Below are 17,346 nucleotides of genomic sequence, written 5' to 3'. Positions count from 1 at the left end.
TGGGCATCTGTAATGAATGTTCAGCAACTTCGTCTACTGGAGATCGTTATGGAGATCCTCTACAACATCTTTACCGTGTTCTTTAATCAGGTCATGACCAACGCCCCGCTGCTGTTGGGTATTGTGACCTGCCTCGGTTACATCCTGCTGCGTAAAAGTGTCAGCGTTATCATCAAGGGCACTATCAAAACGATCATCGGCTTTATGCTGCTGCAGGCCGGGTCCGGCATTCTCACCAGCACGTTCAAACCGGTCGTGGCGAAGATGTCTGAGGTTTATGGCATCAACGGGGCGATTTCCGATACCTACGCCTCAATGATGGCAACCATTGAACGCATGGGCGACGCTTATAGCTGGGTGGGCTATGCGGTGCTGTTAGCGCTGGCGCTGAACATCTGTTACGTGTTGCTACGACGGATTACCGGTATTCGCACCATCATGCTGACCGGGCACATCATGTTTCAGCAGGCGGGATTGATTGCGGTCTCGTTCTATATCTTCGGCTATTCCATGTGGACCACCATTATCTGCACTGCGGTGCTGGTGTCGCTTTACTGGGGCATCACTTCAAACATGATGTACAAGCCGACGCAGGAAGTGACTGATGGCTGCGGCTTCTCTATCGGGCACCAGCAGCAGTTTGCGTCGTGGATTGCTTATAAAATCGCACCGTATCTGGGCAAAAAGGAGGAAAGCGTTGAAGACCTCAAGCTGCCAGGCTGGCTGAATATCTTCCACGACAACATCGTCTCGACAGCGATTGTGATGACCATTTTCTTCGGTGCGATCCTGCTCTCTTTCGGTATCGATGTGGTGCAGGCGATGGCGGGAAAAACCCACTGGACGGTCTATATCCTGCAAACCGGCTTCTCGTTTGCGGTGGCCATTTTCATTATTACTCAGGGCGTGCGCATGTTTGTCGCCGAACTCTCTGAAGCCTTTAACGGTATCTCCCAGCGTCTAATCCCAGGGGCGGTACTGGCCATCGACTGTGCGGCCATTTATAGCTTCGCGCCGAATGCTGTGGTCTGGGGCTTTATGTGGGGCACCATCGGTCAGCTGATCGCCGTCGGCATCCTTGTCGGCGTAGGTTCCTCCATTCTGATCATTCCGGGCTTTATCCCGATGTTCTTCTCTAACGCCACTATCGGCGTGTTTGCTAATCACTTTGGCGGCTGGCGTGCTGCGCTCAAGATTTGCCTGGTGATGGGGATGATTGAAATCTTCGGCTGCGTCTGGGCGGTGAAACTCACCGGTATGAGCGCCTGGATGGGTATGGCGGACTGGTCAATTTTGGCACCGCCGATGATGCAGGGCTTCGCCTCCATAGGGCTGATTTTTATGGCCGTCATTATTGTGATTGCACTGGCTTATATGTTTTTCGCAGGACGCTCATTGCGTGCTGAGGAAGACGCAGAAAAACAACTGGCAGAACAGTCTGCTTAATAAGGAGTTCCGATTATGACCGTACGTATTCTGGCTGTATGTGGTAATGGGCAAGGCAGCTCCATGATTATGAAAATGAAAGTGGACCAGTTTTTAACCCAGTCAAATATCGACCACACGGTGAACAGCTGCGCGGTGGGTGAATACAAAAGTGAACTGAGCGGCGCGGATATCATCATCGCCTCCACCCACATCGCCGGTGAGATTACCGTTACCGGCAATAAATACGTGGTGGGTGTACGTAACATGCTGTCGCCCGCTGACTTTGGTCCAAAGCTGCTGGAAGTGATCAACGCGCATTTCCCACAAGATGTGAAGTAAGGACGCCATATGAAATTACGAGATTCATTGGCGGACAATAACGCAATCCTATTACAGGCCGAGGCCAGCACCTGGCAGGAGGCGGTCAAGCTGGGCGTTGATCTGCTGGTTAAGGCTGATGTGGTTGAGCCGCGCTACTACCAGGCCATTCTGGATGGCGTTGCCCAACATGGTCCCTATTTTGTGATAGCGCCGGGTCTGGCGATGCCGCACGGGCGCCCAGAAGAAGGTGTGAAGAAAACCGGTTTTGCGCTGGTGACCCTGAAAACGCCGCTGGTCTTCAACCATGAAGATAACGACCCTGTCGATATCCTGATAACGATGGCGGCTGTTGACGCCAACACCCATCAAGAAGTGGGCATCATGCAGATCGTTAACCTGTTTGACGATGAAGCTAACTTCGACCGTTTACGTGCCTGCCGCACCGCGCAGGAAGTGCTGGATTTAATTGATAACGCCACCGCGGCGGCTGTTTAAAAGGAACACCAAAATGTCATTACCTATGTTGCAGGTTGCGCTGGATAACCAATCCATGTCTTCCGCGTATGAAACGACACGCCTGATTGCCGATGAAGTAGACATTATTGAAGTGGGTACCATTCTTTGTGTTGCCGAAGGCGTGCGTGCGGTTCGCGACCTGAAAGCGCTGTATCCGCATAAAATCGTGCTGGCAGACGCCAAAATCGCCGACGCGGGAAAAATTCTCTCCCGCATGTGTTTTGAAGCCAACGCGGATTGGGTGACAGTTATCTGCTGTGCAGATATCAATACCACCAAAGGTGCGCTGGACGTGGCGAAAGAGTTCAATGGCGACGTGCAGATTGAACTGACCGGCTACTGGACCTGGGAGCAAGCGCAGGAGTGGCGTGAAGCGGGCATTCAACAGGTGGTGTATCACCGCAGTCGCGATGCACAGGCAGCAGGTGTGGCGTGGGGTGACGCGGATATCAGCGCGATCAAACGTCTGTCTGATATGGGCTTTAAGGTCACGGTGACCGGTGGCCTGGCGCTGGAAGATCTGCCGCTGTTCAAAGGCATTCCGATTCACGTCTTTATCGCGGGTCGCAGCATTCGCGATGCCGCTTCCCCGGTTGAAGCCGCGCGTCAGTTTAAACGCTCTATTGCCCAGCTGTGGGGCTAAGGAGCAATTATGCTGTCGAAACAAATTCCGCTCGGCATCTACGAGAAAGCACTCCCCGCCGGAGAGTGCTGGATGGAGCGGCTACAGCTTGCGAAAACGCTGGGTTTTGACTTCGTTGAGATGTCAGTAGATGAAACCGACGCTCGCCTGGCGCGTCTCGACTGGAGCCGTGAGCAGCGTCTGACGTTGGTTAACGCCGTTGCCGAAACCGGCGTGCGGGTACCGTCGATGTGCCTGAGCGCCCATCGTCGCTTCCCGCTCGGCAGTGAAGATGACGTGGTACGTGCGCAGGGGCTGGAGATCATGCGTAAAGCGATCCAGTTCGCCCAGGACGTCGGCATTCGAGTCATCCAACTGGCGGGCTATGACGTTTACTATCAAGAAGCCAACAACGAGACGCGTCGGCGTTTTCGCGACGGGCTGAAAGAGAGCGTCGAGATGGCGAGCCGCGCACAGGTGACGCTGGCGATGGAGATCATGGATTACCCGCTGATGAACTCGATCAGCAAGGCGCTAGGCTACGCGCACTACCTGAATAACCCGTGGTTCCAGCTCTACCCAGACATCGGCAACCTGTCGGCGTGGGATAACGACGTACAGATGGAGCTACAGGCCGGAATCGGACACATCGTCGCCGTACACGTGAAAGACACTAAACCCGGCGTATTCAAGAACGTACCGTTTGGCGAGGGCGTTGTCGATTTCGAGCGTTGTTTTGAGACGCTCAAGCAGAGTGGCTATTGCGGACCCTATCTGATTGAGATGTGGAGTGAAACCACTGACGACCCGGCGGCGGAAGTGGCGAAAGCGCGTGACTGGGTGAAGGCCCGAATGGCAAGCGCAGGTCTGGTGGAGGCGGCGTAATGCAAAAACTCAAACAGCAGGTGTTCGAAGCCAATATGGATCTACCGCGCTATGGCCTCGTGACCTTTACCTGGGGCAACGTCAGCGCTATCGACCGTGAACGCGGGCAGGTGGTAATCAAGCCCAGCGGTGTCGCCTATACGCATATGACAGTAGACGATATGGTGGTGGTGGATATGTCAGGGAACGTGGTGGAGGGTGGCTATCGCCCTTCCTCTGATACCGCGACTCATCTGGCGCTGTATCAGCGTTATCCATCGCTTGGCGGCGTAGTGCATACCCACTCTACCCACGCCACAGCATGGGCGCAGGCGGGGCAGGCGATCCCGGCGCTGGGAACCACCCATGCGGATTACTTTTTTGGCGATATTCCCTGCACCAGGGCATTAACGGAAGAAGAAGTGCAGGGCGAATATGAGCTGAACACAGGAAAGGTGATCATAGAAACGCTAGCCGACGTTGAGCCGTTACATACGCCGGGCATTGTGGTCTATCAGCACGGCCCGTTTGCCTGGGGTAAAGATGCCGAGGATGCGGTGCATAATGCGGTGGTGATGGAGGAGGTGGCAAAGATGGCGTGGATTGCGCGCGGCATTAACCCCGGGCTTAACCCCATCGACGATTACCTGATGAATAAACACTTCATGCGTAAGCACGGTCCGAACGCCTATTACGGGCAGAAGTAAGAAAAATGCCCCGGAGCTAAATCTTTAAGGGGATGTTATCGGTCTGGCTTCGGCGGCGTTTTACTGCAAAAAAAAGCCCCCAATCAAGGGGGCAAGTCAAACTGTGGCAATGTTCTCGTTGGTTATTTCTGGGTAGCTAGCGATAAATATCCGCGCTGGCGTGCATATTTCCGTTACTTCCGGGTTCCCTGGTGAGGATCACGTGGTAGTAGGTGGCGCCTTGCGCATCTGTTTCTTCATTCAGGGCCTGATTTGCTTCACTTTCAGTGGCGAAGTTATGGTTTATGTAAATCACGCCTAAGCTCTGCACATCATCCATATTCCTGGCCTGACGGTGGGTAATTTCAATGGCTGCCATTGCATTTGCACTGAGCAATAGCACGGCCAAAAGGGTCAACACACGGGTTCGCATAGGTACCTCCTCGACCGCGGTCTCTGGTTAGCGCTCTCCTGTGAGTGGATAACTTCTGATTTAATTTTAACCACAACCGACAGAGTCGATAGCGACCATTTCTGATGCAGTTGTTCAAAAAATTACCGCATAGCCGTCTTTTCTTTAATTAACAATCAACTGATACCTTCCGCTACGGTTAAAAAATTCCTGTTTCCCCGGCATAAGCTCTTACCAAATGGTCAATTTAACCGGAAGGGTACGCCGTTTATAGTGAGCTGAAAAAGAATATAACTTCATGATTATAAGGCAAAAGCTTATGGATACTTCATTCATGGATTTCAGCTACTTCGTGATTATGTTTATGGTTGCGCTGGTGGCGGGTTTTATTAATGTGGTTTCAGGGGGCGGTGGGTTTCTTTCAATTGGCGCATTGTTGATCTCCGGTTTACCGCCGGCCAATGCGCTGGCGACCAATAAAATTCAGGCTCTGGGTAGTTCACTCACCTCTGGGATTTACTTTTTGCGCCGGGGGCATATCAACGTGCAGGAACACAAGTATGTGTTCTTATCTGCCTTTATCGGTTCCGCGCTGGGTACCACACTGATTCAGTTCATTGAGCCGGACCTGCTAAAAAAGCTGCTGCCGGTGCTGATAATTACCGTCGCCATCTACTTTATTTTTGCCCCTAACCTGAGCGAACCAAAAAGAAAGCAGCAGGTATCGCTGTTTCTCTTTTCACTTATCGGCGGTGGGTGCGTAGGTTTTTATGACGGTTTTCTCGGCGCAGGGGCCGGTTCCTTGTATACGCTCTGCTATATCACGTTATGGGGATACAGCATCGATAAGGCGCAAATTCACTCCAACTTTATTAACCTGGCGTCGAACATCGCCTCGATTCTGTTCTTCATTTTCGGCGGTAAAATGATCTGGTCGCTGGGACTGGTGATGTTCGTTGGGCAATCTCTCGGTGCGCGTCTTGGAGCCTCGGTGGTACTGACGCGTGGGAAGAAAGTCATCCGACCGATGATTGTGATTGTCTCGATTTGCATCAGTGTCAAAATGCTGGTGGATATGTATTAATGACGGTTTGATAAATATTCATACAATCACCTTGAGTTTACCTGCTACCGCCAGTATTATGACGCGTCATTTTTCAGCCGACCTTTAACACGTTCCTTGCCTCCATGGGCCTCGGCTGACCCAGACAGGAGGCTGAATAATCCGTAAGGAGCAATTCGATGCGTCATTACGAAATCGTTTTTATGGTCCATCCTGACCAGAGCGAACAGGTTCCGGGTATGATCGAACGCTACACTGGTGCAATCACTGCAGCAGAAGGCACGATCCACCGTCTGGAAGACTGGGGCCGCCGTCAGCTGGCTTACCCGATCAACAAACTGCACAAAGCTCACTACGTTCTGCTGAACGTTGAAGCGCCGCAGGAAGTTATCGATGAGCTGGAAACAAACTTCCGCTTCAACGATGCCGTTATCCGTAGCATGGTAATGCGTACTAAGCACGCTGTTACCGAAGCATCTCCGATGGTTAAAGCGAAAGACGAGCGTCGTGAACGTCGCGATGATTTCGCTAACGAAACCGCAGATGATGCTGAAGCTGGGGATTCTGAAGAGTAATTTCTGATGACCAACCGTTTGGTGTTATCTGGCACAGTGTGCAGGACGCCGCTTCGCAAGGTCAGCCCATCAGGAATTCCTCATTGCCAGTTCGTGCTTGAGCATCGTTCTGTGCAGGAGGAAGCCGGTTTCCACCGGCAGGCGTGGTGCCAAATGCCCGTTATTATTAGCGGACACGAAAACCAGGCCATTACTCACAGTATAACGGTCGGTAGCGCAGTAACTGTTCAGGGGTTCATTTCTTGCCACAAGGCAAAGAACGGCCTGAGCAAAATGGTTCTGCATGCCGAGCAGATTGAATTGATAGATTCTGGAGACTAGCCATATGGCACGTTATTTCCGTCGTCGCAAGTTCTGCCGTTTCACCGCGGAAGGCGTTGTTGAGATTGATTACAAAGACATCGCAACGTTGAAAAACTACATTACCGAAAGCGGTAAAATTGTCCCGAGCCGTATCACCGGTACTCGTGCAAAATACCAGCGTCAGCTGGCTCGCTGCATCAAGCGCGCTCGCTACCTGTCCCTGCTGCCGTATACCGATCGTCATCAGTAATCGGCCGCTGTCTATTAACGACTTTAAGAGGATAAGGTAATGCAAGTTATTCTGCTTGATAAAGTAGCAAACCTGGGTAGCCTGGGTGATCAGGTTAACGTTAAAGCGGGCTACGCTCGTAACTTCCTGGTACCACAGGGTAAAGCTGTTCCTGCTACCAAGAAAAACGTTGAATTCTTCGAAGCACGTCGCGCTGAACTGGAAGCCAAACTGGCTGACGTTCTGTCTGCTGCTGAAGCTCGCGCTGAGAAAATCAATGCACTGGAAACCGTAACCATCGCGTCTAAAGCAGGCGACGAAGGTAAACTGTTCGGTTCCATCGGTACTCGCGACATCGCTGACGCTGTAACTGCAGCTGGCGTTGAAGTAGCTAAGAGCGAAGTTCGTCTGCCGAACGGCGTTCTGCGTACCACTGGCGAGCACGAAGTGAGCTTCCAGGTTCACAGCGAAGTGTTTGCTAAGCTGACTGTAAACGTAGTTGCAGAATAAGTTTTTATTCTAAAAACCGCGTAAAAGCGCCGGCCTTGTGCCGGCGTTTTGCTTTTCTGCCCTCCTGTTTTTCGCTCTGGCTATTCTTTATCCTTTTCGCGATAATCATAAAAATAAAACACAATTTCAAAGTGGTGATGGCATGGACACAACGCACCAACCTCTGTTCGCGCGTAAAAACGTGGTCTACCTGAGCGCGGCATTTTGCTGCCTGCTGTGGGGGAGCGCCTATCCGGCGATTAAAAGCGGATATGAGATTTTCCAGATTGCCACCGATGATATTCCGTCAAAGATTGTTTTTGCCGGATACCGATTTTTGTTTGCGGGGTTATTGCTGCTACTGCTGGCGATGGCGCAGCGCAAACCCATTGGCAGGTTAAGTCCGCGTCAATTTGGTCAGCTTACGCTGCTGGGGCTGACGCAAACCTCGCTGCAATACATCTTCTTCTATATCGGTCTGGCCTTCACCACGGGTGTGAAAGGCTCAATCATGAACGCCACCGGAACGTTCTTTAGTGTGCTGCTGGCCCACTTTATCTATCAGAACGACAAGCTGAGCTACAACAAAGCGTTGGGCTGCATTCTGGGCTTTGCTGGCGTGATGGTGGTGAATTTTAACAGTGGGCTGATGGATTTTAGCTTTACCCTGTTAGGAGACGGTTCAGTGGTATTGGCGGCCTTTATTCTCTCTGCCGCTACGCTGTACGGAAAACGTATTTCGCAGACGGTTGACCCGACGGTAATGACGGGGTATCAGCTGGGGATGGGCGGTCTGGCTCTGGTTATCGGTGGCTACGCTTTTGGCGGAACACTTACCGTCCACGGCTCTGCATCGGTGGCGATTCTGGGCTACCTGACGCTGCTCTCCTCAGTGGCGTTCGCACTGTGGAGTATTCTGCTCAAATACAACCGCGTGGGAATGATCGCGCCGTTTAACTTCCTGATCCCGGTCTCTGGTGCGGTGCTGTCGTCGATTTTTCTTGGTGAGAACATTCTCGAATGGAAATACGCAGTGGCGCTGGTGCTGGTCTGTTCGGGGATTTGGTGGGTGAATAAGGTGAAGCGGTAACGCCTGATGGCACTACCGCTTATCAGGCCTACAATCGCGGGAGCCGTAGGCCGGGTAAGGCGAAGTCGCCACCCGGCAATCAGTACATTTAACGTGCGCGAATAAAGCTGCCGTTAGGCTGGCGGGTAAACAGCACCTGCTGGCCGTTGCCGGTATCGATGGTTAACCCCGTGACCACGCCATTGGCATTCTGCCTGATTTGTATCATCTGACCGTCTTTCAGGTTGCTCAGCGGTTTTCCGGTACCTTCAACCTGCGCCATGGCATACACATCGGTCGGTGGAAGATTATGGTCACGGAACACCTGGGCGAGCGTTTTTCCGGAGTCTACACGGTAGGTACGCCATTGTTGGTCAATCCCGCTATCGGGCTGAAAAGGCTGCGTCTGAGGCTGGGACTGCTGGGCTTGCGGCTGCGCATCGGGATCGCCTTCCTGGATGGGTTCCGGTGCGACCGGTGCCATCTGACCCGGATCGTTTTGCGGGGCGACCAGCTGCGCCTGCAGCTGAGCTTCAGTGGGTGGCTGCGATTGCGACTGGAGATCCAACTGGGCATCACGTGTGACCGCAGGAGTATCGCTGGTATCGTTGGAAGGGAGCAGGAAACCTATCACCAGCACGATAGCGGCAGCAATAATGCCGCGGCGATGCATAGGCGGTAGCGGGTCCATAATGCGAAAATTGTCCGGTGCATGCCAGATTTTCGCCAGGGTTGGTTTTAATTCAAAGCGCCCGGGCATGGCTTTCCTCCTGCTCCGCGTCTCGTTCCTGAATCATAGAGTATAGATGCCTGATTCTATGATATTTGCCTTCATGCCCGCTTTCGTGACGTCAACGCGGGATATTCCTATTGTTTATGTTTCCTCGCGATTTGTCATCTGTTCCCGAGACAAAGTTTTACCGGATGCGGCATGGCTGCTATGCTGCCCGCTACTTTACCTCCGATGAAAGGAAATATGATGGCCACCCCGACTTTTGACACTATCGAAGCGCAAGCAAGCTACGGCATTGGTTTGCAGGTAGGACAGCAGCTGAGCGAATCCGGTCTGGAAGGGCTGTTGCCTGAAGCGCTGGTTGCGGGTATTGCTGACGCGCTGGAAGGCAAACATCCAGCTGTGCCGGTTGACGTTGTGCACCGTGCGCTGCGTGAAATCCACGAACGTGCTGATGCGGTCCGTCGCGAGCGTTTCCAGTCTATGGCTGCTGATGGCGTCAAATATCTGGAAGAAAACCGTGAGAAAGACGGTGTAAACAGCACTGAATCCGGTCTGCAGTTCCGCGTTCTGACGCAGGGCGAAGGGGCTATTCCGGCACGTACCGACCGTGTACGCGTGCACTACACCGGTAAACTGATCGACGGTACCGTGTTCGACAGCTCCGTTGCCCGTGGTGAACCGGCTGAATTCCCGGTTAACGGCGTTATCCCTGGCTGGATTGAAGCGCTGACCCTGATGCCGGTGGGTTCCAAATGGGAGCTGACTATCCCTCAGGAACTGGCCTACGGCGAGCGTGGCGCGGGTGCGTCCATTCCTCCGTTCAGCACGCTGGTATTCGACGTTGAGCTGCTTGAAATCCTGTAAGCAGTGACTTCTGTTCCCCTCAGCCTTGGGGGGAGCAGAAAAATAGCGTGAAAAGCTATAGTTATACCGATGTCGATATTTTATCTTGCAAATAGCGCACTTACGCGTATTTTTGTGAGCTGATTCGCGCTATCAGAGTGATATGACACTCACTTTAAACATAAAATTAACATTATATCTAAATCTTAGTATTCATCCCGCCAATTCTTACCTAATATCGATGAGTCCTGATAACGGGATCGTCGTATCATAGACACACCAAAGGCCGTAGAGCCTGAACAACACAGACAGGTACAGGAAGAAAAAAACATGGTAGATCAGGTAAAAGTCGTTGCCGACGAAGAGGCTTCGTCTGAACAGTCGCTGCGGCGCAATCTCACAAACCGTCATATTCAACTTATTGCCATTGGTGGCGCTATCGGTACCGGCCTGTTTATGGGCTCCGGGAAAACCATCAGCCTCGCCGGGCCGTCGATCATCTTTGTTTATATGATCATCGGTTTTATGCTGTTTTTCGTGATGCGCGCAATGGGAGAATTGCTGCTCTCGAATCTCGAATACAAATCTTTTAGTGATTTCGCCTCTGACCTGCTCGGGCCGTGGGCTGGGTATTTTACCGGCTGGACCTACTGGTTTTGCTGGGTCGTGACCGGAATGGCGGACGTCGTTGCCATTACCGCGTATGCGCAATTCTGGTTCCCTGGGCTATCCGACTGGGTGGCATCGCTGGCGGTAATCATTCTGCTGCTGGTCCTCAACCTCGCCACGGTGAAAATGTTTGGTGAGATGGAATTCTGGTTTGCGATGATCAAAATTGTCGCCATCGTCGGCCTGATCGTGGTTGGTCTGGTGATGGTGCTGACGCACTTCCAGTCACCTACTGGCGTTCAGGCATCGTTCACCCACCTGTGGAATGACGGTGGCTGGTTCCCGAAAGGTCTGAGCGGCTTCTTTGCGGGCTTCCAGATTGCGGTGTTTGCGTTCGTGGGTATTGAATTGGTCGGGACGACAGCGGCGGAAACCAAAGATCCGGAGAAATCCCTGCCGCGTGCGATTAACTCGATTCCAATCCGTATCATCATGTTCTACGTGTTCGCGCTGATTGTGATTATGTCCGTCACCCCGTGGGGCTCGGTGGTTCCAACCAAGAGCCCGTTTGTCGAACTGTTCGTGCTGGTCGGCTTGCCGGCGGCGGCGAGCCTGATTAACTTTGTGGTTCTGACGTCTGCGGCGTCTTCTGCGAACAGCGGTGTGTTCTCGACTAGCCGTATGTTGTTCGGTCTGGCGCAGGAAGGCGTGGCACCGAAAGCGTTCGCCAAGCTGTCCAAACGTGCTGTTCCGGCGAAAGGCTTAACCTTCTCCTGTATCTGCCTGCTGGGCGGTGTGGTGATGCTGTACGTTAATCCGAGCGTGATCGGTGCGTTCACCATGATCACCACCGTATCGGCGATTCTGTTCATGTTTGTCTGGACCATCATTCTTTGCTCGTACCTGGTGTACCGCAAACAGCGTCCGCAGCTGCATGAGAAGTCGATTTACAAAATGCCGTGGGGCAAGGTGATGTGCTGGGTGTGCATGGCGTTCTTCGTGTTCGTGCTGGTACTGCTGACGCTGGAAGAAGATACCCGTCAGGCGCTGATCGTCACGCCGCTGTGGTTCATTGCGCTGGGGCTGGGCTGGTTGTTTATCGGTAAGAAACGTATGGCAGGTGTACGTTAATAAAAAAAGAGCCGCGACGCGGCTCTAATGCTTCATCAATCAGGGCGCTCTCAGGCGCCCTTTTTATTCACCAGCGAGGGCACGCGGGAACAATACATTGTTTTCCAGACTGATGTGTTCCATCAGGTCGTCGATCAGTTCGTTAATGCCGTTATACATGGCTTTCCAGGTGGTGCAGGCTTCCGGCGGCGGCGTCACGTTTTGGGTGATGTGCTTGATCACTTCGACCAGCTCACCGGCGTCGTCATGCTCGCTTTCCATTACGCTGATTGGCCCCATTGCCTGGCTACCCATTCCCTGTTTGATCATCGGGAACAGGATCTGCTCTTCTTTCATCATGTGGCTGGACAGCTCGTCATGCAGCATGGTCAGGTTTTTCGCCAGACCGCGTGGTACGTTTGGCTTGTCTGCGTGCACGCGTTCAACTTTGGTGGCCTGCAGGATCAGTTCCGGCAGCTGTTCGCGGTGGCGGTCATGATAACGAACGACGATATGGTCGATAATTTCTGCCAGTGCCACGCTGCGCCAGTCTTTTTCCAACGGTTGCTCAGCCAGTTTTGCCAGTTCGGCTTCGATAGCCTCGACATCCAGCTCTTTACGTGCGGCAGCGCGTGCCAGCGTTTGCTTACCGCCGCAGCAGTAATCCATATCGTACTTACGAAACAGTGCCGAAGCGCGAGGAATAGAGAGCGCCAGTTCACCTAAAGGTTGATCGCGATAAGACATAGCCGTTACCTCATTCTCAATAATATAAGATGTATTTTAAATGCAACTTATAGCGAAGGATATACCCCTTTCGGGGTGGTGGGATTTGTGATGGCTGTCACGAAAATTTCTTATACCGTTAACCTGCTGAATCTTATTGAAAAGGCGTAAAACGGCGAAAAAAGCCGCGTCAGAAGATTAAATAAGCGGGCGCGGCTGCCGATAGTTAGACCTCAGACAATACCTGCATAATAAAAAGGCAACAGATGTTCAAACGAATCAAAGTGATAACCTTACTTATCACCGTGTTACTTTCCCTGGGCGCGATGCAGCTCATCTCCGCAGGCGTCTTTATTGGCGCACTCAACAACGATAAGCAAAATTTTAACGTGTCTCAGCTTTCCAGCCAGAACGTGGCCGAGTTTACCGATGCGTGGATTAGCCTGAACCAGGCGCGCGTCACGCTCAACCGGGGCATGCTGCGTCTGCAGGGCACGATGGCCAGCGAGGTGAACGGCGGGCAGCTAACAGCGCTGGTAAGCACGGCAAATCGACTGCTGGCAGAAGCGAAAGAGCATTACGATAAATACTATGCGTTGCCGGAAACGCCGGGTCTGGATGAACATCTGGCTGATCGACTGGAAGAGCAGTACGGCATTTATTCGACCACGCTTGCCAAAATGAACGCGCTGCTGGCGGAAGGCAAACTGGAAGAGATGTTCAAACAGAATGCTGAACAAAAGCAGACGGCAATGCAGGGTGTGTATCAGGAATGGCGTGCGGCACAATCCGCGCTGGCAAATGCGGGCGTGCAGGATAACGAGAATGACTACCAGAAAATTATCTGGTTGCTGTCTGCCGTCATGCTGATTGTGGTCACGGTGATTGTCGTTAGCTGGATAGCCATGCAGCGCGTACTGTTGAAGCCACTGCGCGAGGTGATGGAACATATTCGCCATATTGCCGCGGGTGACCTGACCCACAGCATCAGTGCTGACGGCAGCAATGAAATGGCGCTGCTGGCACGTAACGTCCGCGATATGCAGCAGTCGCTGGCGAACACGGTTAGCGTGGTGCGTGACGGGGCCGATACGATTTACACCGGGGCGGGTGAAATCGCCGCGGGCAGCAACGATCTCTCCTCGCGTACCGAACAGCAGGCCGCATCGCTGGAGGAAACGGCAGCCAGCATGGAACAGCTCACCGCTACCGTGAGACAGAATGCGGATAATGCACGACAGGCGACTAGCCTTGCAAAAAATGCCTCGCAGACGGCGCAAAAAGGCGGCACGGTGGTTGATGGCGTGGTGCGTACCATGGATGAAATTGCCACCAGTTCCAGCAAAATCGCGCAAATTACCACTGTTATTGACGGTATTGCCTTCCAGACCAATATTCTGGCGCTGAACGCGGCGGTAGAAGCCGCACGGGCCGGTGAACAGGGGCGTGGTTTTGCGGTAGTAGCAGGAGAAGTGCGCACTCTGGCGCAGCGCAGCGCGCAGGCGGCTAAAGAGATTAAGGCCCTGATTGATGATTCTGGTCATCGGGTCAACGCCGGTACCGCACTGGTGCATGAGGCGGGTGAAACAATGGCGGAGATCGTCAGCGCCGTCACCCGCGTGACCGATATCATGGGTGAGATTGCTTCGGCCTCTGATGAGCAGAGTCGGGGAATCGATCAGGTTGGTCAGGCCGTTGCCGAGATGGATCGCGTGACGCAGCAAAACGCCTCGCTGGTGGAAGAATCCGCGTCAGCGGCGGCGGCGCTCGAAGAACAGGCGGCACGCCTGAATCAGACCGTTGCGGTATTTAAAGTGTCGCGCCGAATGGCGGCGTAAACGCCTTATCCGGCCTATTATCTCGTAGGCCGGATAAGCGCAGCGCCATTCGGCACATTATGATTGTGGAACCACGACGACGCTCGGTTTCTCCGGCTTGGCTCTGACGGCCACCACCACACCGATAACCAATAACGCGATGCCGCTAATCGTCAGCGCCGACGGCATTTCATGGCGCAAGATAAAGGTATACAGCAGTCCCGCCAGCGTCTCGAATACAATCAACGGCCCGAGGATCACCGTTGGCAGCTTTTGGCTGGCGATGTTCCAGCACAATGCCCCCACCCACGAACACAGCACCGCAATGGCGACCATCAGGCCGATAAATACGCCTGGACGCGGGCCGAAGGGCAGGGAGAAGTCCGGCGTTTGCCCGTTCAGCCACAGGCAGGCCGCAATGTAACCGAGCAGAGAAACGGGCAGCGTCACCAGTGCCTGGGCGGTGGCCCACATCATCGGATGCTTATCGGGGTTTTCACGCAACCAGCGGGCATTACGCAGCGCATACCATGCCCAGCACACCACGGAAACCAGTGCCAGGGCGATACCCGACCCGTAGCGGCAGCCGCTAAAATCAGGTAACCCCTGATTCAACTCAGAAATATTCACGCACAGCAGGCCAATGCCGATCAGCACCAGCGCCGGGGCCAAACGCCACCAGGATAATTTACCGTCACGCTGGCTATAGAGCAGATTGGCGAAGACCGGGATCACTACCGGTAACGTGCCGATGATCATCGTCGAGACCGGCGCACCGGTGCGCTGAATGGCGCTGGCCAGACAAACATAATAAATCAGGTTGCCCATCATCGTCAGAGCCAGCGCGGTTCTCCAATCCTTGCGCGATAGCTGACGCAGACGTCCGCGACCCAGCCAGGCCAGCGGCAGGGCAATCAGCCCCAGCGCCAGGTAGCGTCCCATCGACTGTAATACTGCCGGGTATTCCGGCACGATCAACGGCCCGACAAAAATCAGCCCCCACATCAACCCCGCCAGCAGGGCGTACAACACACCGCTAATCATTTTGACATCCACATCATTGAACATTGCGCCGAGTGTAGGCAGGGAAAACGCCGCTGTATTGTATGAGATTGCGCATTAGCGCGAATAAACCTGCTTCTGATAACGCACAGGCGTAATACCGTAGCGATGGGTAAACGCGCGGGTGAGGTGCGACTGGTCGGTCAGGCCGGTTACCGCAGCAACGTCGGCGGCGGGCATACCGCGCGTGAGAAAGTCTTTGGCTCGCCACAGGCGAACAGCCATGAGCATCTGATGCGGGGTGACGTGAAAGTGCAGTTTGAACTGGCGCTGAAAATGCCAGGGGCTGAGCGCAGCCACGCGAGCCAGTTCGTCGAGCGTAACCGGGTGCATGTAGTTATCATGCAGATATTCGCGCACGCGATCAAAGCGATGCGAGCCTTCCTGCGACACCGGCGCATGACGAGCCAGTGGCTGGAAGGTGTCGATCAGATCGAGCAGCAATCCTTTTTGTGCCAGCGGATCCTCGGTGTTCCACATCCCGTGGATCAGCGAACAGATCTGGCGTGAACGGTGGGGATCGTGGCGCGTCACATCATGGAACCACCAGTGGCGGATCCCAGTGACCTCTTGCAGAAGAGAGGGCTCGAGATAAATCATCCGGTAGCGCCAGCCGTCGGCGGTTTCAGCCTCGCCGGTGTGCAGCTCATCGGGATTCATGGTCACGACGGAATGGGCCGGTGCCACGTACTGGGTGCCACGATAGCGAAAACGCTCGGCGCCGGCTTCGATCGCGCCAATGCCAAACGCTTCGTGGGTATGAGGCTCAAACGCGTAACGCGAGATATGCGCATGATACAGCTCAACGCCCGGTATCTGCGCCAGATGGCGAAAACGGGCGCTGTCTTTCTCATCAATAAACTGCTCAGGTACACCCTGCACGTTATCTCTCCCCACACATCGTCTTATCATTATCAGAGAGGATGCGCGGGGATGCCACCGTAATTAACCAAATTTTAACAGTTATACGATGCCGCTGACGCTCTCCGCCAGCGATGTGGTCGGGCGTTTAATCAGTGTGCTCAGCGTATGGCTGTCGTCAAACAGCCCGCCTTTTGAGGCACCGATATCAGAGTCGGCCAACATTTCTGCCAGTCCGGCAGGCAGGCCAAACCCTTTCAGCGCGGCGGCAAAATCGGCCTCGCTAAGGTTCTGATACACCACTTTTTTGCCGCTCTGTTGAGCCAGTTCGGCGGCCAACTGGCTCAGCGTCCAGCCTTCATCTCCCGCCAGCTCGTAGATTTTCCCGGCATGGCCTTCTTCACTGATGACGCGCGCGGCGGCAGCAGCGTAGTCCGCGCGGGTGGCGGCGGCGATTTTGCCGTCTCCGGCGGCACCAATAAACACGCCGTGCTCGAGGGCTGCGGGGGCGCTGGCGAGATAGTTTTCGCTGTACCAGCCGTTACGCAGCAGCGCGTAATCGAGGCCGGATTCTGCCAGCATCTTCTCGGTTGCCACGTGTTCATCTGCCAGCCCCAGCGGGGAGGTATCGGCATGCAGCAGGCTGGTGTAGGCGATGAATTTCACACGTGCAGATTTCGCCGCATTGATCACGTTGCGGTGCTGTGGGGTACGCTGTCCGACTTCGCTTGAGGAGATCAGCAGCAGTTTGTCGATGCCTTGCAACGCGGTGGTAAAGGCGGCTTCGTCGGTGTAATCCGCCTGGCGGACGGTAATACCCTGCAGGCTGAGGGTAGCGGCTTTAGCTGGGTTACGCACAATCGCCACAATCTGGCTGGCGGGAACGGTTTTCAGCAGGTTTTCAATAACGTGTTGGCCCAGTTGGCCAGTGGCGCCGGTAATCGCAATCATGAGGAACTCCAGGTTTTTGTCTTGTGTTGACTCACGCTAACACCTAAACTTACT

The 17,346-nt window shown here is 53.9% G+C and carries 21 protein-coding genes; 15 read left to right on the top strand and 6 right to left on the bottom strand.

The features are described 5' to 3' along the window. Positions 1-48: 48 nt before the first annotated feature. The 6 genes from ulaA to FCH32_RS09430 are packed head-to-tail and all read left to right on the top strand — an operon-like array spanning position 49 to position 4,458. Positions 49-1,446: a PTS ascorbate transporter subunit IIC gene (gene ulaA / locus FCH32_RS09455; protein WP_096758567.1), complete on the top strand. Its 1,398-nt coding sequence runs from the start codon at positions 49-51 to the stop codon at positions 1,444-1,446. Positions 1,447-1,461: 15 nt separating this feature from the next. After that, entirely contained in the window at positions 1,462-1,767 is a 306-nt protein-coding gene (gene ulaB / locus FCH32_RS09450; RefSeq protein WP_096758566.1) for a PTS ascorbate transporter subunit IIB, read from the top strand. A gap of 9 nt (positions 1,768-1,776) precedes the next feature. Then, a complete protein-coding gene (ulaC, locus tag FCH32_RS09445) occupies positions 1,777-2,244 on the top strand; it encodes a PTS ascorbate transporter subunit IIA (RefSeq protein WP_096758565.1) in 468 nt (155 codons plus the stop codon). A gap of 13 nt (positions 2,245-2,257) precedes the next feature. After that, positions 2,258-2,908: a 3-keto-L-gulonate-6-phosphate decarboxylase UlaD gene (gene ulaD / locus FCH32_RS09440; protein ID WP_096758564.1), complete on the top strand. Its 651-nt coding sequence runs from the start codon at positions 2,258-2,260 to the stop codon at positions 2,906-2,908. 9 nt (positions 2,909-2,917) lie between these two features. After that, entirely contained in the window at positions 2,918-3,772 is an 855-nt protein-coding gene (gene ulaE, locus FCH32_RS09435) for an L-ribulose-5-phosphate 3-epimerase UlaE (RefSeq protein WP_117342423.1), read from the top strand. Continuing rightward, positions 3,772-4,458, top strand: a complete 687-nt coding sequence (locus FCH32_RS09430) for an L-ribulose-5-phosphate 4-epimerase (RefSeq protein WP_135912685.1) — start codon at positions 3,772-3,774, stop codon at positions 4,456-4,458. Before ulaE ends, FCH32_RS09430 begins: the two co-directional genes overlap by 1 nt. 136 nt (positions 4,459-4,594) lie before the next feature. Here the strand turns inward: FCH32_RS09430 and yjfY are convergent, their stop codons facing one another. Then, positions 4,595-4,870 carry a DUF1471 family protein YjfY gene (gene yjfY / locus FCH32_RS09425; RefSeq protein WP_096758561.1) on the bottom strand — a complete coding sequence of 92 codons (276 nt, stop codon included), beginning with the start codon at positions 4,868-4,870 and terminating at the stop codon, positions 4,595-4,597. Positions 4,871-5,168: 298 nt separating this feature from the next. Between yjfY and FCH32_RS09420 the strand changes: the two genes are divergently transcribed. The 6 genes from FCH32_RS09420 to FCH32_RS09395 all read left to right on the top strand — a co-directional run bounded on the left by FCH32_RS09420 (position 5,169) and on the right by FCH32_RS09395 (position 8,598). Then, positions 5,169-5,933 carry a TSUP family transporter gene (locus FCH32_RS09420; protein ID WP_153880279.1) on the top strand — a complete coding sequence of 255 codons (765 nt, stop codon included), beginning with the start codon at positions 5,169-5,171 and terminating at the stop codon, positions 5,931-5,933. Positions 5,934-6,091: 158 nt separating this feature from the next. Next, entirely contained in the window at positions 6,092-6,487 is a 396-nt protein-coding gene (gene rpsF, locus FCH32_RS09415) for a 30S ribosomal protein S6 (protein WP_096758559.1), read from the top strand. Positions 6,488-6,493: 6 nt separating this feature from the next. After that, on the top strand, positions 6,494-6,808 hold the full coding sequence (gene priB, locus FCH32_RS09410) for a primosomal replication protein N (protein ID WP_096758558.1): 315 nt from the start codon (positions 6,494-6,496) through the stop codon (positions 6,806-6,808). 4 nt (positions 6,809-6,812) lie between these two features. Continuing rightward, entirely contained in the window at positions 6,813-7,040 is a 228-nt protein-coding gene (rpsR, locus tag FCH32_RS09405; protein ID WP_002210155.1) for a 30S ribosomal protein S18, read from the top strand. A gap of 39 nt (positions 7,041-7,079) precedes the next feature. Next, positions 7,080-7,529: a 50S ribosomal protein L9 gene (gene rplI / locus FCH32_RS09400; protein ID WP_003025676.1), complete on the top strand. Its 450-nt coding sequence runs from the start codon at positions 7,080-7,082 to the stop codon at positions 7,527-7,529. Between the two features lie 142 nt (positions 7,530-7,671). Further along, a complete protein-coding gene (locus FCH32_RS09395) occupies positions 7,672-8,598 on the top strand; it encodes a DMT family transporter (RefSeq protein WP_096759481.1) in 927 nt (308 codons plus the stop codon). Between the two features lie 88 nt (positions 8,599-8,686). Here FCH32_RS09395 and FCH32_RS09390 read toward each other — a convergent pair whose 3' ends face one another. Then, positions 8,687-9,337, bottom strand: a complete 651-nt coding sequence (locus FCH32_RS09390) for an OapA family protein (protein ID WP_096758557.1) — start codon at positions 9,335-9,337, stop codon at positions 8,687-8,689. 219 nt (positions 9,338-9,556) lie between these two features. On the opposite strand from FCH32_RS09390, the gene fklB reads away from it, so the two are divergent. Together fklB and cycA are read left to right on the top strand one after the other, a co-directional pair. Beyond that, positions 9,557-10,177: a BamJ family beta-barrel-assembly machinery protein gene (gene fklB, locus FCH32_RS09385; protein ID WP_168246986.1), complete on the top strand. Its 621-nt coding sequence runs from the start codon at positions 9,557-9,559 to the stop codon at positions 10,175-10,177. A 309-nt stretch (positions 10,178-10,486) separates the two neighbouring features. Beyond that, entirely contained in the window at positions 10,487-11,896 is a 1,410-nt protein-coding gene (gene cycA, locus FCH32_RS09380; RefSeq protein WP_096758556.1) for a D-serine/D-alanine/glycine transporter, read from the top strand. Positions 11,897-11,959: 63 nt separating this feature from the next. On the opposite strand, the gene ytfE is transcribed toward cycA, so the two are convergent. Further along, positions 11,960-12,622 carry an iron-sulfur cluster repair protein YtfE gene (gene ytfE / locus FCH32_RS09375; RefSeq protein WP_115259604.1) on the bottom strand — a complete coding sequence of 221 codons (663 nt, stop codon included), beginning with the start codon at positions 12,620-12,622 and terminating at the stop codon, positions 11,960-11,962. Positions 12,623-12,867: 245 nt separating this feature from the next. On the opposite strand from ytfE, the gene FCH32_RS09370 reads away from it, so the two are divergent. Next, complete coding sequence (locus tag FCH32_RS09370; protein WP_174360803.1) at positions 12,868-14,439, top strand: methyl-accepting chemotaxis protein; 1,572 nt, start codon at positions 12,868-12,870, stop codon at positions 14,437-14,439. A gap of 57 nt (positions 14,440-14,496) precedes the next feature. Here the strand turns inward: FCH32_RS09370 and FCH32_RS09365 are convergent, their stop codons facing one another. From FCH32_RS09365 to FCH32_RS09355, 3 genes are all read right to left on the bottom strand, one after another. Further along, complete coding sequence (locus FCH32_RS09365) at positions 14,497-15,462, bottom strand: DMT family transporter (RefSeq protein ID WP_174360802.1); 966 nt, start codon at positions 15,460-15,462, stop codon at positions 14,497-14,499. A 75-nt stretch (positions 15,463-15,537) separates the two neighbouring features. Then, positions 15,538-16,362: an AraC family transcriptional regulator gene (locus tag FCH32_RS09360; protein ID WP_174360801.1), complete on the bottom strand. Its 825-nt coding sequence runs from the start codon at positions 16,360-16,362 to the stop codon at positions 15,538-15,540. 81 nt (positions 16,363-16,443) lie between these two features. Continuing rightward, positions 16,444-17,292, bottom strand: coding sequence for an SDR family oxidoreductase (locus tag FCH32_RS09355; RefSeq protein ID WP_153880277.1), 849 nt, complete (start codon positions 17,290-17,292; stop codon positions 16,444-16,446). Between the last annotated feature and the right edge of the window lie 54 nt (positions 17,293-17,346).

The organism is Citrobacter gillenii (genome assembly GCF_013337685.1).
GTDB classification, from domain to species: domain Bacteria; phylum Pseudomonadota; class Gammaproteobacteria; order Enterobacterales; family Enterobacteriaceae; genus Citrobacter; species Citrobacter gillenii.
This window is presented reverse-complemented; position numbering and strand designations above follow the sequence as displayed.

Coding starts and splice junctions, on each gene's coding strand:
- FCH32_RS09365 (WP_174360802.1), bottom strand. CDS start 15,462: ATGATTAGCGGTGTGTTGTACGCCCTGCTGGCGGGGTTGATGTGGGGG.
- ulaB (WP_096758566.1), top strand. CDS start 1,462: ATGACCGTACGTATTCTGGCTGTATGTGGTAATGGGCAAGGCAGCTCC.
- ulaA (WP_096758567.1), top strand. CDS start 49: ATGGAGATCCTCTACAACATCTTTACCGTGTTCTTTAATCAGGTCATG.
- ytfE (WP_115259604.1), bottom strand. CDS start 12,622: ATGTCTTATCGCGATCAACCTTTAGGTGAACTGGCGCTCTCTATTCCT.
- FCH32_RS09430 (WP_135912685.1), top strand. CDS start 3,772: ATGCAAAAACTCAAACAGCAGGTGTTCGAAGCCAATATGGATCTACCG.
- rpsR (WP_002210155.1), top strand. CDS start 6,813: ATGGCACGTTATTTCCGTCGTCGCAAGTTCTGCCGTTTCACCGCGGAA.
- rplI (WP_003025676.1), top strand. CDS start 7,080: ATGCAAGTTATTCTGCTTGATAAAGTAGCAAACCTGGGTAGCCTGGGT.
- yjfY (WP_096758561.1), bottom strand. CDS start 4,870: ATGCGAACCCGTGTGTTGACCCTTTTGGCCGTGCTATTGCTCAGTGCA.
- ulaD (WP_096758564.1), top strand. CDS start 2,258: ATGTCATTACCTATGTTGCAGGTTGCGCTGGATAACCAATCCATGTCT.
- FCH32_RS09395 (WP_096759481.1), top strand. CDS start 7,672: ATGGACACAACGCACCAACCTCTGTTCGCGCGTAAAAACGTGGTCTAC.
- FCH32_RS09355 (WP_153880277.1), bottom strand. CDS start 17,292: ATGATTGCGATTACCGGCGCCACTGGCCAACTGGGCCAACACGTTATT.
- rpsF (WP_096758559.1), top strand. CDS start 6,092: ATGCGTCATTACGAAATCGTTTTTATGGTCCATCCTGACCAGAGCGAA.
- fklB (WP_168246986.1), top strand. CDS start 9,557: ATGGCCACCCCGACTTTTGACACTATCGAAGCGCAAGCAAGCTACGGC.
- cycA (WP_096758556.1), top strand. CDS start 10,487: ATGGTAGATCAGGTAAAAGTCGTTGCCGACGAAGAGGCTTCGTCTGAA.
- priB (WP_096758558.1), top strand. CDS start 6,494: ATGACCAACCGTTTGGTGTTATCTGGCACAGTGTGCAGGACGCCGCTT.
- FCH32_RS09420 (WP_153880279.1), top strand. CDS start 5,169: ATGGATACTTCATTCATGGATTTCAGCTACTTCGTGATTATGTTTATG.
- FCH32_RS09390 (WP_096758557.1), bottom strand. CDS start 9,337: ATGCCCGGGCGCTTTGAATTAAAACCAACCCTGGCGAAAATCTGGCAT.
- FCH32_RS09370 (WP_174360803.1), top strand. CDS start 12,868: ATGTTCAAACGAATCAAAGTGATAACCTTACTTATCACCGTGTTACTT.
- ulaE (WP_117342423.1), top strand. CDS start 2,918: ATGCTGTCGAAACAAATTCCGCTCGGCATCTACGAGAAAGCACTCCCC.
- ulaC (WP_096758565.1), top strand. CDS start 1,777: ATGAAATTACGAGATTCATTGGCGGACAATAACGCAATCCTATTACAG.